The following is a 14,188-nucleotide window of genomic DNA, read 5'->3' on the forward strand; positions in this document are numbered from 1 at the left end:
CTTACTGAAGATGAATAAATACTGGTATAAAAATGCTGTGATTTACTCTCTGGATGTAGAAACCTTCAAAGATGCAACAGGTGATGGCACCGGAGATTTCAAGGGTCTAAAAAATGCACTTCCTTATCTTTCAAGCCTGGGGGTTACCTGCCTCTGGCTTTTGCCAATCTTTGATACCCCAAACCGGGATAACGGCTATGACGTGAAGGATTACTACAAGATCGACCCACGGCTTGGAGATCTGGGTCATTTCGCGCAGCTAATAGATGCAGCCGAAGAAGTGGGAATAAGGGTTTTAATCGATCTGGCAGTAAATCATACTTCTACGGAACATTTCTGGTTTCAGGAATCGAGAAAAAGCAAAAACTCCAAATATCGTGATTACTATATCTGGGTAGATGAAAAGCCCGAAGATCCTGAGCAAAATATTATGGCAGCTGAAGGTGAAGAGAGCATCAGCTGGAAGTATGATCGTACTGCAAAAGCTTATTATTTTCATTCATTTTTTCCTCACCAACCCGATCTAAATATTGCTAATCCGCAAGTTCAGGAGGAAATCTTCCGAATCATGCATTTCTGGTTAAAATTGGGAGTTTCAGGTTTTAGAGTAGATGCCGCTCCTCACATGTTTAAGGAAAAAGGAAGAATGGATTTTGAAGGTGATCCCCATGAGATCTTCCGGAATTTCAGAACATTTGTGGAAACTCAAAAACCGGATGCTATTCTACTTGCCGAAGTAGATCTCGATCCTAACCAATATAATAAATACCTTGGCAACGAAGACCAGATGCACATGCTCTTTAATTTTTTCGTAAATAACTATTTATATCTCGCGTTTGCCAGAGAAGAAGCAACTCCTGTGGCAAGGGCAATGGCGAGGATTCCCAAAGAGATTACAGAGAAAGAGCAGCTGGCAATATTTTTACGCAATCATGATGAACTCAACCTAAGTAAATTAAGCAGGAACGAAAGAGAAGAAGTTTTTAAAGCTTTTGCACCCAAGGAACACATGAGGATTTTTGGTCGCGGTATCAGGAGGAGACTGGCTTCCATTCTTGGCAATAATCGAGAAAAAATGGAGCTGGCCCACAGTCTTCTTTTTACGCTACCAGGAACACCTGTGCTTCGATATGGCGAAGAAATAGGAATGGGGGAGGATCTTTCTATGGAAGGGCGCTCCAGCGTACGCACAGTAATGCAATGGTCTAATGAAAAGAACGGCGGATTCTCTTCTGCACCCACAGAAAACCTGATTCGAAATGTTATTTCGGGAGGAGAGTATGGCTATGAAAAGGTTAATGTTAGCAACCAATTGAGAGATCCCAACTCTTTCCTTACCTGGATCTCCAGGGCAATAGACTACCGGAAGGAATTTGCAGAATTTGGGTGGGGCCGCAGTCACATCATTGATACCGGGGATCCTCGTGTTCTTGGACACTATACTCAATCTGATAAAGGTATGGGTGTAGCTTTCCATAATTTCTCAGGCAAAGAGATCACCATTAAGCTGGAAGTGGATATAGAACTATTTAAGGACGTTATTGATGTTTTTGGAGATGTAAGATATGAAGGTTTTGATCCCGAAAAGGCTGAAGTGAAGCTGAATCCTTATGGGTATAGATGGATGCACAAAAAACATAACTTTTTATGAAGTACGACAATTACTTATGGTGGCACAAAGGAGTAGTTTACCAAATTTATCCTCGTTCCTATAAAGACAGTGATGGAGATGGAATAGGCGACTTGCGGGGAATCATAGAAAAACTTGATTATATAAAAAACCTCGGAATAGATGCTGTATGGATATCTCCCATATATCCCTCTCCCATGGCCGACTTTGGCTATGATGTAAGCGACTATACCGGTATTCATCCCATGTTTGGAAATATGGATGATATTGATGAATTATTAAATGAGGTACATATCCGCGGAATGAAACTTATTCTGGATCTGGTGCCTAACCATTCATCAGATCAGCACCCGTGGTTCCTGGAATCCAGAAGTTCAAAAGATAATCCAAAACGAGATTGGTACATCTGGAAAGATCCTACGCCCGATGGTGGTCCTCCAAACAATTGGCTGAGTGTTTTTGGAGGTCCGGGCTGGGAATATGATGAAAAAACCGGGCAATACTACTATCACGCCTTCCTGAAAGAACAACCCGATCTCAATTGGCGTAATCCCGAGGTTCAAAAAGCTATGTTTGATGTAATGAGATTCTGGCTTGAGAAAGGAGTGGATGGATTTAGAGTCGATGTAATGTGGCATATGATCAAGGATGATCAATTTAGGAACGATCCATCCAATCCCGAATATGAAAAAGGAATGAATTCATACAGCAGGCAAATACCTGCTTATTCTACAGACCAGGATGAAGTTCATGATATAGTATCAAAAATGCGTAATGTAATTGATGAATATGACGAAAGGCTGTTGATAGGGGAGATTTATCTTCCCGTTGATAAGCTGGTCAAATATTATGGACATGAAAATGAGGAAGCACATTTACCATTTAACTTTCAACTATTGGAGTTGCCGTGGAATGCGGCTAAAATAAGAACTGCAATAAGTGAATACGAAGGAGCTTTGCCAGAGAATGGATGGCCTAACTGGGTGCTGGGGAACCATGACAAGTCTAGAATTGCCAGCAGGGTAGGAAAGGAGCAGGCCGGGAATGCGGCAATGCTGCTTTTGACGCTCAGAGGTACTCCTACTCTTTACTATGGGGACGAATTGGGTATGGAAGATGTTGAAATTTCAAAGGACAAGATACAGGATCCACAGGCTTTGAACGAGCCGGGAGTGGGGCGTAGTCGGGATCCCGAACGAACCCCAATGCAATGGGATGACTCAGAAAATGCAGGATTTACTTCAGGAGAACCCTGGCTTCCGCTCATGGTTAACTATAAGGAGCTTAATGTAAAGAAGCAGTGGAATAAGGAAGATTCTATGCTGCAATTGCACCGGAGGCTCCTGAGAATAAGAACCGAAGAGCCGGCGCTGCATATCGGAGATTATGTTCCCGTACCTTCAAAAGGAGATATTTTAGCTTACCTTAGAAAATATGAGCAGGATGAATTCCTGGTGGTCCTGAATTTAGGAGTTTCCGAAGAAGTATTTGAACCTCAGCTTGAATGGCAGGGAACTGTAAAAATATCCATCCAGAAAGATCTCGAGGGTCAAAAACTGAAAAATAAAATAACAATAGCCCAAAATCAGGGGTTGCTGATTAAACTGGACAGATGAGAACATTAGGAAAAAAGACCTGGGTGATTGCCGAAGGCTACATCCCAAAATATGGCACAGGTAAAGAACCCGAATTCACCAGCCATGAAACCGCATGTATTTTGAATACCTCAAATGAAAATGCCAATGTAGAACTCACTATTTTTTTTTCAGATAAAGATCCGGTGGGACCATATAAAATAACGGTAGAAGCACAGCGAACCAAACATTTAAGGTTCAATGATTTGAAGGATCCAGAACCTGTGCCTTTGGGTACAGATTATGCCTGTGTGATAGAATCTTCAGTTCCGGTTGTGGTTCAACATACGCGACTAGATTCAAGACAAGCTGAAAATGCTCTTTTGACGACCATAGCTTACTCAGAATAAAGAACATAATCGTCGAGAAAAAAATTCCGGACCGCTCCGTCACAAGAGCCAATAACAATTTTAATAAGGCTAATAATCAATGGGTTAATTATGGAGGTCTTGTCTAATAAGAACAAGGAGAAACTGTAGGAATTTTATTGAATAACAATTTAAAAATATCTTTTAATGCTAATTCCTACCGTTTATTAACTTTTCAAAAAAGGCTATTTTGTTGATACTTATTTTGAGGGTAAAATTTTTAAAGTGAATTGAAAATTATTTTAATTTTCAGTGGATTAATTTTGAACGATTAGGAAAAACCAAATTCAAATTTTATTCGTTGGAATTTTTATGATCATAACTTTTGGCTGTGGCAGTACCATTGAAACCCGCACAATGAAGCCGGTGGTTCGGGCGGCTGTAGACGCTCCAGAAAAATTTGAAGCTGTGGCGGGAACTACTTTGAGTGATCAAGCCTGTAATAGTCCATTGATTGACCCGCGCGATGACACTGAAATTTTAATTCGATCTTCTTTTAAACAAGGAGTAGCAGATTATGAGGTGCCAAATGGAAAATATGGTGTCGAGGCTGGCGAATTTTTGAGGATTGACTGTGCCACCGGGGAAATAAGGGGAATTGTAAGAAAATAATTCCCCCTATTCAATTTTTTAATCCTGTTCTTCGATAATAAAAAACCCATCATTCCCCTGGGATTGGTATAGGGGCATAAAGATATAGGCGTTCCAGTCGCTTTTTATTTCATGACCATTACTCGTTGCAAGTAACTGGCCTTTTTTGATCTTCTGAAAATTTTTAAATCCGGGCTCCATCTTAAAATTATCTCCTTTCTTTATTTCATGTCTGTATGTGATCTCAAAAGTCTTTTGGGAAGGTGCGTTCTTTTCGGTAAAACGCTCCACGCATTCGGGATAACAGGATACATTTTTCACCTCAAGACCATTTGCTTCCTTTAATGCAAGCCAGATCATTCCCTCATGATTTTCCACAGAGGCCTGATTGGTGTGCTGACCGGCTTCAAAGACAAATCCGGTCAAACCGGTACGGCTCATATAATGATCAATAGCCCCATAAACGATGTCACTAAATCCCCTTACGATATAAGTAGGAAACTTATGAGCCCAGCTGTCATTGTCGTGTACGTCCTGTACAGATATGTAAGGCAAACTATCTGAGGAGGTGGTGTGGCAGTCCAGAAAATAACGTTTTGTATAACTGCTTTTTGATTGCTTTTCAAGAACATTTATTATTTCGTGCATTTCCCGTTGTTCCTGTGTTTCGGGATCATGGTTTTTTACATTTTCTTCGGTCCATGTTCGGTTGAGGTCTTCATCTATATAGCGTTGCTCCTTCTGCAAGGCAGCGGTATTACCCATAACTCCAACAATTCTGCCGTTGATCTCCGGTTTCGTCTTTTCCAGTTCAGCAAAAACCCTTTTTAGTGCTTTTACTCCGCTGGGTTCATTTCCATGAACACCCGCAGTGACAAATAATAATGGTCCTTTTTTATTGGTAGAGTATTCTCCTATAATTCGGTTGTTATCTTTCATCTCTAATTTTCTGAATTTATGCCATAGTGGCTAATACCTGGTTCGATATCTGGCCTTTGTACAATTTCTTGTATTCTACTTTTTTCTCAATAGCATCAATAACCACATCTGAAAAATCGGGTAGACCAATTTCCTCAAAGTAATCCATTCCGCCTGGACTTAACACATTGATCTCAATAAGCTTGTCTTTGACGATATCAAGTCCTACAAAGAATAAACCGTCTCTTATTAACTTTGGAGCGGTTATTTCAATGATCTTCTTCATTTCATCTGTAAGCGGACTTTTGTCACCCGTACCTCCCTGATTAAAATTACTTCGGAATTCTCCTTCGCCCGTTACCCTTTTTATGATGCCGTAATTACCATCTTTTTCCATGACCCTACCATTCAACAACAGCACTCTTACATCACCTTCTTTTGCAGCCGGAAGATACTCCTGTGCAATTATATAACCCTGTGCAGAAAGATTTTCTATGATCTGGTTAAGGTTCTTCTCGTTTTTATCGATAAGGTAAACATCTCTTCCTCCCGATCCTTCAAGAGGTTTAAGTACCATCTTCTTCTTATGATTTTCAAAAAAATCCATAACGTCTTCTTTCTTACGCGTTATAATAGAATTAGGTTTTATACTGGCAGGAAGTTCTTCAAAATAAAGTTTATCAATAAAAGCATTAGATAGGGCATAAGCATCATTTAAAACCAGCACTCCTTCTTGCTGCATCATGCGCCCAAAAGCAACCCCGGCTTGTTCGGCCCATTGCCTCGAAGAACCTTCTTCGGTAGGATTATTTCTAATGAACAGCACATCAAGATCTGTAGCTGTTATTCGTTCTTTTTTAGCCTTTTCTCCCTGGAGGAGTTTAAGGTATTCTTCAGGTGTTTTTGCTTCCAGTTTTTTTGGGACGTAGGTAGAATATATCGAAAGCTCCTCGTCCTGCTCAAAAAAGAAATCTCCTACTCCCATGGCATAAACATCATGCTTTCGTTTCCGAGCTTCCTGCATAAGATAAACTGTGGTACCACAGGTTTCGGTTTCTACGTTATTTACTACAAAACATATTTTCATCAATAGTCTTTTTTAGGGATTTCTCCCGGTTTATTATTTTTTATAAATTACTTACTCCATTGTTGCCAGCTCCCGATTTGATATTCCGGAACCATACATCTGCTTATATTTCACCTTTTTTTCAATCGCTTCAATAATAACATCTGAAAAATTATCAACTCCGATTTTGTAAAGTCCGTCCAGACCACCCGGACTTAACACGTTGATTTCAATAAGCTTATCTTTTACCACGTCAAGTCCCACAAAAAAGTGACCGTCCCTCTTCAATTTCGGGCCAATTATATCAACGATTTTCTGAATATCTTCAGTGTGCTCACTTGATTCTGGAGTTGCACCCTGTGAAATATTACTGCGAAATTCTCCTTCACCACTCACTCTTTTAATGATGCCATACTTGTTTTTCTTTTTAAGGATCTTTCCGTTAAGAAGAAGAACCCGTACATCGCCTTCCCTTGCGGCAGGTAAGTATTGCTGAGCAATAATATAACCTTTTGCTGTGAGGTTTTCAATGATCTGGTTGAGATTCTTTTCGTTCTTATCGATAAGATAAACTCCGCGACCCCCAGATCCCTCAAGAGGCTTAAGGATCATTTTTTTCTTGTGTGCTTCAAAGAATTCAAGGATTTCTTCCTTATCCCGGGTAATTAGGGAGGCCGGTTTTACATGTGCCGGTAATTCTTCGAAATAAAGCTTATCAATAAAAGCATTTGAAAGTGCAAAGGCATCGTTGAGTACCAGAACCCCTTCCTGTTGAACGATGCGTCCAAACGCTACACCAGCTTGTTCGGCCCAGTGACGGCCTGTATCTTCTTCGGTTGGATTATTACGTATAAAGAGTACGTCGAGCTCTTTGGCTACAATTTTTTTCTTTTTTGCTTTTTCCCCCTGTAATATGTCAAGATGTTCCTCAGGATTTTGAGGTTTAAAGCCTTTGGGTAGGGAAGTGCTAATAATACTGAGGGCCTCATTTTGGGTAAAACTGAAATCACCCACTCCCATGAGATACACCTCGTGATTCCTTTTCCAGGCCTCGTGCATCATATAAACCGTGGTTCCCGCGCCTTCGCTCTCCACACTATTAACTACAAAACATATTTTCATGCATTGATCAATTGTGAAAGGGGAATACCCTCCCTGATTTTACCCAATTTCTTCCTGGTTTCTTCAGATTTTAGATATCTTGGGGTAAGCTTTACAGGAGTAAGCACTCTTCTCTCCTTTAATTCGTTTATAATCGGCATGTGTTCTAAGGCAAATTTTCCTGAAAGCAGGGGAGCTAATTCTCCACCTTCTTCCAGATGTTTCTTTAATTGCACCAATCCTTTTAAATAGGAAATGTCTTTAGTAAAACCACCGCCCTGCATTATTCTTGACGTAATATTAAAAGCCCGTTGTGGGGTAAAATTATAGTCTTTATTAAGCAGCCGAAAGATCTCCTGGAAATCGGCTCCATGCATCCTGGCCGAAGCTGCCACCACCCTTCCCGCGAGAGTCCGCATCCTGTTGGCGGTTAAACCACCTACAAGATATTCTGACAGCACAGCAAGGCCTTCCTGAAGAGTATCATAATCTGTTAGACCTATAGATAATAATTTTAAAGGTTGTTGTTGCCCATTATAATAGGTGAGGACATGAGTTCCAATTTCGTGCTGAATTAAGGCATGTGTTTCATTAGCATTAAGTTTATAATCACTTGGAAGATAAAGTTCTCCGCGCGAGACCATAAGAATATTCACATCTTCACGGACATGTACTTTACTGGAAAAATTTTTGTCCTGTTCCCTGAAATAGTCAAATTCGCGATTTGCCAAAATTTTAAAATCTTCGGCCTTCATGATGCTTTTAAAATCCTGATCTTCTTTTTCGTTTACTTCCTTAAGGATTGTTTCAGCTTCCCGCTGCAGGTCGTTGCTTATCTTTCCAAACAACATCATGCTGTTGTAGAAAAAACTATCGGAACCTCTTTCACTAAGCATGCTGATCTGTAAATCCAGCTCTTCGCGTTTTTCTCTGAAAATATAGGAGAGGGCAGGGTCATCTACATCCTCTAGTTTTAAATTGTAGAGTCTTCTTTTAAGAACGTCTGGATCAAATGGCAATAGACGGTAGTGGTAGTTGAGTACCTGTTCATAGTTGGTTTCAAAAAAAGTATCTTTAATGTGCCGGATGTTGGCCGGTGAAACCAACCAAAGGAATTCGTAGGAAGTTTCTATTTCAGCCAGTTGACGGTCAATCTCCTTAACTTTCTCCTGAAGGTGTTTTTGACCCAGAGCCCTGTAGCTTTTTACACCACTGGAAGTTTGTATTCTTATAAAATGGAATATTGTTTTATGTAATGCGACTACAAAATCGTCTTTAAAGCTTCTAAAAAAAACAGGGTAATCTTCTCCTTCTTTACTGCGGTAAACGGGAGGAACTTCAACTCCGAGAAGGAGGCAACCTGAATCTTTTAATTGCGGCAGGTCCAAAAGAGGCTTTTTGCCCTCCGGTTGCCTTTGCAGGGTATCCTGTACTTCGGTTTCTCCCAATTGTAAAGCTCTGTAGCCTGAATCTACATCATCAAGTTGTTCCTGTAAAACCTTGATTGTAGTAGAGAGCTTACCTGCAGGACCTTTAATTTTAAATTTGCGACTTTCAGGGTCGCCTGCAAAGACTTCAATGATCAAAAAAGATTTAAATTTCGAAGACATAGCTTCACTAAGGCAGAACATGAGGCGCTGGTATCCTTCAAAGTCTTTATTGCCAATAATAAGAAAAGAAGCTTCGCTAAGAATGAGTCGCACGGTAGCCCTATCCATTCCTTTTTCAATATCTTCATCTTCATTTCTGTAAATTACAAGATAAGGCAGTTCGTCACTCATGTGTAGGTAGCCTCCCCCGGGTAAATGCTTTTCGATCTCGCATTCTTCCCGGAGTTCTTCTATGATCTTTTCAATAGAGGTTTCTCCAAAGGCTTGTAATTCTTTTGATGTGCTCACTTCCATAAACTAAATTTGCTTTTCTTTAAGAAGTCCAAAAACATGAAATAGATGCCGACTCCCTCTAAAAATGCTCATTAGTAAATTTAAATTATTCGAAACTTCTGATATAATAAAGGCTCTTCAATTAGCTGAAGTTTAGGAAAGTTTTAATAGTACTTTTGGATATGACTCCTAAAGGGTTTGTTCCACCAGCAAGAGGTAAAACTGAACGGGAAAGCATTAATTAAGATTACAAATAAAGGCTCCAGGGAATAATTTACTGAATCTCTTTTACTTAGCTACAATAGCCGAATTAAATATTTTTTTTGCTTGTCCTTTTTAAAAACCTCATTATATTTGCACCGCTTTAATGGTCGCGTAGCTCAGTTGGATAGAGCATCTGCCTTCTAAGCAGACGGTCAGAGGTTCGAATCCTCTCGCGATCACGACACGCAAAAAACCACGTCTTTTAAGACGTGGTTTTTTTGTTTGGTGAAGACTTTATAAGATGATCCCCAGTTCTATCAAAAATTCGATCATTTCAAAAACTTGTGGTACTAAACAAAAGCAGGAAAAGTAAGCAAAGGGATTGGACTACAGGACTGCATCCTTTTAATCCTGTCCCTTACCAGCCCTCTTTTAAAAAGATTCATATTTCTTTTTTCAGGCATCATTACAATATCGGGATGATCTTTTTCAATGGCTTTTCGCAAAGTATCAAAAACTTCAGAAGAATAAAGGGTCTTATAATCAATATTGGAATAAGGGATTTCCGACTCAATTTTTTCCTGAAACATTTTCAGGTTTTTTAAAGCTTCATCTTCTTTTTTGTGAGTAATATGTACAACCTCAATTTTAGCATTTAATGATTTTGCCAACGGGATTAATTCTTTGAGGTAAATTAATTCCTGATCATCAAAAGTACTTGCAAAAAAGATATTCTGAGGCTGCTTAAAAGTGAAATGTGGGGGTACAGCAAGTATTGGTAAATAAGATTTACCAATCATTTCGTTAGTCGTTGTTCCCACAAACCTATCCTTAAGTTTACTTGCACCGCACGCTCCCATAACAATCATTCTTACCTGAAGATCTTTGGTGAATTTAAGAATTTCTTCGGCTACATCCGGACCTGATACAACTGCCGGTGATATCATCTGTGGATCATAAATTTCCCCCAGGTGAAGCTTGCAAAAACCCTGAAGCTCCTTTTGATGTTCTTTTAGGAAATCTGAACCCAATTTTTCCGTTTCCTGAGGAGGGTAGACATGAAGTGCAATGAGGTCGTCACCTATTACCCGGGCGAGTTCAGTTGCATATCGAAGGGCTGCCACAGAATTTTCTGAAAAGTCTGTGGCGTAGATTATTTTTTTCATAAGATTTCAATTTAACTTGTTTAAAGTTAAGGTCTTGAAATCTGAAAAAGAATGATTTTGGTCAGTTATAAAATTAATTCTTTATTGAACAGGCCTGAACGATTCCAATATCAAATCAAATAAATTTCCTTTTTTAATTAATAATTCAATCTTTCCTGAGGCTTGGTAACTTCAGCTAATTCTCTGTCTGTAAGACTTTCCCAACTATTTAGATATATGTCTTCCTCTATTGTTTCATTCAAATCAAGATCAGGATCCATAAGTAAAAATGTCTTCTTTAATTCACTGAAAGGCCTGTATCCTGTAATTTGGTATGTTTTGTCCGAATAGTGGATTAAGAGAGTGGGGAAGCGGGTGATTCCACTAGCCCTGGTTCGATCAAGATCCTGTTTAAATAGGCAGCTAACTTTATCTGAAAAAAGGTCTTCCTTAAATATAGCTTTTTTAAGTATTCCTTCGTGCTCTAATCCCTGAGCCAACTGCAGGATCTCATCCAGTTCTCCAATATTTGTTTTGTTCATCATGACAGCTTCTCTCAACTTCCGGAGCATTGCTTCTTCTGCAATTTTGGAGTGGAGGGCAGCTGCTTTTACTGCCATGCAAGCCAGGTAAGAAGTATCTACCGGGTTTGATATCCAGATATTTTCGTCGATAGGTTGACCGGACATATGTCTTGCTTGCATCCAGAGAGGACCGGCCTGAGCAGGTCGAGCAACGTCATTCATTTGATCATTGAAGTTCTGCCAATCTTTTAAGAGACCGCCCATCACATAGATCAGTTGCAGGCGGTCTTTTAAAAGAAATCGTAATTTCCGAAACTGAGGTTCAAAAGCCCAGCTCCAGCAACAAAGAGGATCTGTAAAATATTCAATCTTGAATTTATTCATAGAGGGGGGTAAGATTAATATTTACTCCATTGTGCCTCACCTTTTGGCATGGCTTTTTTAATTTCATCGTACTTCTTCTTACTTAATTCCTTGTTCTTTTTGTCCACTTCCTTGGGATCTCTGCTAGTTTTCCCATGCCCTTCAGTCATTCCTTTTGTTTTTCTGACATGTTCAATAGGATCTGAAATGTACTCCCAGGTTTCGCCCATTTCCGGACTTTTACCTTCATTCCATGGTCCTCTGACATCCTCTCCATTGGAAAGATTGAAATATTTATTACTATATTTTGGATCACTTTGCAGGACTCCGGGCGGGAAATTGGGCTCTATGGTAGCCAGGGCAGCCTGGAACATCTGGAAATGAGCTACTTCCCTGGTCATTAGAAATCTTAGAGTGTCTTTTACGTGAGGATCATTTGTATGTTGCAATAAATATTCATAGACTATCTTTGCTCTGGATTCAGCAGCAATGTTTGATCTAAGGTCTACCGTTAGATCTCCATTGGCTGTAACATAAGCCGACGTCCATGGATTTCCGTTGCTGTCCGTAAGAGTGGGACCTCCGCCCGAAAGATTAAAGAACTGTGGATTCACCATAGCATTATGAATAAAGCCTTCTTTTGAGGCCTTTCCTTTAAGTAATTCCATAATTTCTGATTCCTCTGCAGCATTTTTAAGATCCCCATGAACTCCTTTTAAAAGCATTTGGATGGTGGCACCTACAATCTCAAGATGACTAAACTCTTCAGTAGCAATGTCCATAAGCAGGTCATACTTATCAGGATGGACCTGTTTGACCGCAAAGGCCTGGACAAAATATTGAAGGGCTGCCTTTAATTCTCCATTGGCACCTCCGAATTGCTCCAACAATAGTGTGGCAAAAGCGGGATCGGGTTTAGATACGCGTGCATTAAATTGTAATTCTTTTACGTGGTAAAACATAATTAGTGGGATTAATGGTTAATGACTTTTCTTTTCAGGTTTAAAGTATAACCTTTCTACTTCTGCCGTGGTTAATTATTTCGTAAACTTCTGTTATAGTTTATGTTACGAAAATTCTTACCTTTTTAGAAGTTGCCTTATTCCCCGACACCATGTGGAGGTCCTTGCTGTATTGTTTGATAAAGTCCATGAATGTAGGTGATATATCGCACATAAGTATCTACCCATTCTCTACCTGCTTCGATGCTGCTACTCCTGTTTTCTTTGGCTTCCCTGGCCTTTCTGAACCAATGGGTGACTTTTTGATTTATTTCTTCACTTAGAAGGCTGACTACGGGATCAATATTTCCCGAATCCAATGCATTTTCTGCAGCTTCAATATCTTCAGGATTAGGTTGGGCATCTTTTAATCCGGTAAAAGGTAAACCTTCCGCTTCCCTGTGAAGCCGAACAGAAGTTTCCATAAAATATTCCTCTGCAAGCTGTTTTGATTCTCCTCCTTTTTTATAGACCTGCACACTCTGCTGAAATTTCTCCCTTAGCTCTTCTTCCTGTTTCTCACCAACCCAGATCAAAATTTTGTCAATATTTTCTGTTTGGAGCGCTTCCCGGGCAGCAACAGCCACGGGACCATTCTTTCTGTCACAATGTGCCAAGGATTCGGTAATGGTTATACCGAAGAGCAGGAGAAAAAGGATACTTATGGTCGGAATTCTTTTAAACGTTTTCATGATTATTATTTTAGTTGATTCGGCTAATAAATTAATGATGTGTGATAAGTGCCACAATGAGAAATGTCAGGATTATAAAAAAATAGAGTCAAATATTTCTTAAACCCTGTCCCAGAGAGGATGGGCTCATTATTTAAAATCAAATCTTCACCACAAATTAACGTTCAACTTTATTTCTTACTCAGAACTTCCCTTATTTTTGCCACTTTTAAGAGGTAAAAAACATGAATTATTCAAAAATAAAGCTCGTGGTGAGCGATATGGATGGCACTTTATTGAACAGTAAACATGAGGTGAGTCCGCAGTTTATAAGAATTTTCAGGGAGCTACAGCAGCAGGATATAAAATTTGCAGTGGCAAGTGGCAGACAGTATTACAGCCTTAGCGAACGTATGGACGCGATTAAGGATGAGCTTATCTATATAGCCGAGAATGGTGCTATTGTAATGCATAGAGATGAACAACTGCATATTGTTCCCATGGAGAAGGAGGTAGTCCATGAGATCATTAAAGAAGTCCGGAAGCTTGGCGGTAAATACCTTATTCTCTGCGGAAGGGACCAAGCCTATATTGAAAGTACAGATCCAGAATTTATGGAACCTTTTCTTAATCATTATGAGAAGTATAAGGTTGTGGACGATCTTCTGGAAGTGAAGGATGACCTCTTTCTTAAATTTACTATATGTGACTTAAGCGGAGCAGAAAAGAATTCCCTGCCGCACCTGAAACATTTTAAAAATCGCCTGCAGGTCAAACTATCGGGGGAAATCTGGATAGATTTTAATGATAAAGAAGCACAGAAAGGAAACGCTTTAAAGGCAGTGCAGGAGAAAATGGGAGTTAAAGAAGAGGAAACAGTAGCATTTGGGGATTACCTGAATGACATTGAATTATTTCAGCACTCAGGTTACAGCTACGCAATGAAAAATGCACATCAGGAAGTTAAAGATGTTGCTACGCATCATGCCGGTAGTAATGATGAACTGGGAGTGGAAAAAGTATTGGAAGAACTCTTAAATTCTATAAAATCGACCAAAGCATAATATTCTCGAATAAATTCAGAAACTA

The 14,188-nt window shown here is 39.6% G+C and carries 13 protein-coding genes and 1 tRNA gene; 6 read left to right on the forward strand and 8 right to left on the reverse strand.

Annotation, left to right across the window (positions count from 1 at the left end; genetic code table 11):
- The first annotated feature begins 10 nt into the window (after positions 1-10).
- The 4 genes from H148_RS0101600 to H148_RS0101615 all read left to right on the forward strand — a co-directional run bounded on the left by H148_RS0101600 (position 11) and on the right by H148_RS0101615 (position 4,244).
- Positions 11-1,651 carry an alpha-amylase family protein gene (locus H148_RS0101600; RefSeq protein WP_029033234.1) on the forward strand — a complete coding sequence of 547 codons (1,641 nt, stop codon included), beginning with the start codon at positions 11-13 and terminating at the stop codon, positions 1,649-1,651.
- A complete protein-coding gene (locus H148_RS0101605; protein ID WP_029033235.1) occupies positions 1,648-3,246 on the forward strand; it encodes an alpha-amylase family glycosyl hydrolase in 1,599 nt (532 codons plus the stop codon). The genes H148_RS0101600 and H148_RS0101605 overlap by 4 nt, the downstream gene beginning before the upstream one ends.
- On the forward strand, positions 3,243-3,614 hold the full coding sequence (locus H148_RS0101610; protein WP_029033236.1) for a sensory rhodopsin transducer: 372 nt from the start codon (positions 3,243-3,245) through the stop codon (positions 3,612-3,614). The genes H148_RS0101605 and H148_RS0101610 overlap by 4 nt, the downstream gene beginning before the upstream one ends.
- Before the next feature lie 330 nt (positions 3,615-3,944).
- Complete coding sequence (locus tag H148_RS0101615; RefSeq protein WP_029033237.1) at positions 3,945-4,244, forward strand: hypothetical protein; 300 nt, start codon at positions 3,945-3,947, stop codon at positions 4,242-4,244.
- Between the two features lie 18 nt (positions 4,245-4,262).
- Here the strand turns inward: H148_RS0101615 and H148_RS0101620 are convergent, their stop codons facing one another.
- The 4 genes from H148_RS0101620 to H148_RS0101635 are packed head-to-tail and all read right to left on the reverse strand — an operon-like array spanning position 4,263 to position 9,212.
- Entirely contained in the window at positions 4,263-5,162 is a 900-nt protein-coding gene (locus H148_RS0101620; RefSeq protein WP_029033238.1) for a M14 family metallopeptidase, read from the reverse strand.
- A 16-nt stretch (positions 5,163-5,178) separates the two neighbouring features.
- Positions 5,179-6,228 carry a glutathione synthetase gene (locus H148_RS0101625; protein ID WP_029033239.1) on the reverse strand — a complete coding sequence of 350 codons (1,050 nt, stop codon included), beginning with the start codon at positions 6,226-6,228 and terminating at the stop codon, positions 5,179-5,181.
- Positions 6,229-6,279: 51 nt separating this feature from the next.
- The gene (locus tag H148_RS0101630) at positions 6,280-7,329 is read right to left on the reverse strand and encodes a glutathione synthetase (protein WP_029033240.1); all 1,050 of its coding nucleotides are present in this window, start codon (positions 7,327-7,329) and stop codon (positions 6,280-6,282) included.
- Positions 7,326-9,212: a peptidase MATCAP family protein gene (locus H148_RS0101635; protein ID WP_051286114.1), complete on the reverse strand. Its 1,887-nt coding sequence runs from the start codon at positions 9,210-9,212 to the stop codon at positions 7,326-7,328. The genes H148_RS0101630 and H148_RS0101635 overlap by 4 nt, the downstream gene beginning before the upstream one ends.
- 348 nt (positions 9,213-9,560) lie before the next feature.
- Between H148_RS0101635 and H148_RS0101640 the strand changes: the two genes are divergently transcribed.
- Positions 9,561-9,634, forward strand: a tRNA-Arg gene (locus H148_RS0101640).
- 111 nt (positions 9,635-9,745) lie between these two features.
- On the opposite strand, the gene H148_RS0101645 is transcribed toward H148_RS0101640, so the two are convergent.
- The 4 genes from H148_RS0101645 to H148_RS17015 form a co-directional block, all read right to left on the reverse strand.
- Entirely contained in the window at positions 9,746-10,561 is an 816-nt protein-coding gene (locus tag H148_RS0101645; RefSeq protein WP_029033242.1) for a universal stress protein, read from the reverse strand.
- A 137-nt stretch (positions 10,562-10,698) separates the two neighbouring features.
- A complete protein-coding gene (locus tag H148_RS0101650) occupies positions 10,699-11,448 on the reverse strand; it encodes a DsbA family protein (protein ID WP_051286115.1) in 750 nt (249 codons plus the stop codon).
- 14 nt (positions 11,449-11,462) lie between these two features.
- On the reverse strand, positions 11,463-12,389 hold the full coding sequence (locus H148_RS0101655; RefSeq protein WP_029033244.1) for a manganese catalase family protein: 927 nt from the start codon (positions 12,387-12,389) through the stop codon (positions 11,463-11,465).
- 137 nt (positions 12,390-12,526) lie between these two features.
- Positions 12,527-13,120: a DUF6448 family protein gene (locus H148_RS17015; RefSeq protein ID WP_051286116.1), complete on the reverse strand. Its 594-nt coding sequence runs from the start codon at positions 13,118-13,120 to the stop codon at positions 12,527-12,529.
- A gap of 224 nt (positions 13,121-13,344) precedes the next feature.
- On the opposite strand from H148_RS17015, the gene H148_RS0101665 reads away from it, so the two are divergent.
- On the forward strand, positions 13,345-14,163 hold the full coding sequence (locus H148_RS0101665) for a Cof-type HAD-IIB family hydrolase (RefSeq protein ID WP_029033245.1): 819 nt from the start codon (positions 13,345-13,347) through the stop codon (positions 14,161-14,163).
- Positions 14,164-14,188: the final 25 nt, after the last annotated feature.

It is taken from the genome of Salinimicrobium terrae DSM 17865, from assembly GCF_000424665.1.
Lineage (GTDB): Bacteria > Bacteroidota > Bacteroidia > Flavobacteriales > Flavobacteriaceae > Salinimicrobium > Salinimicrobium terrae.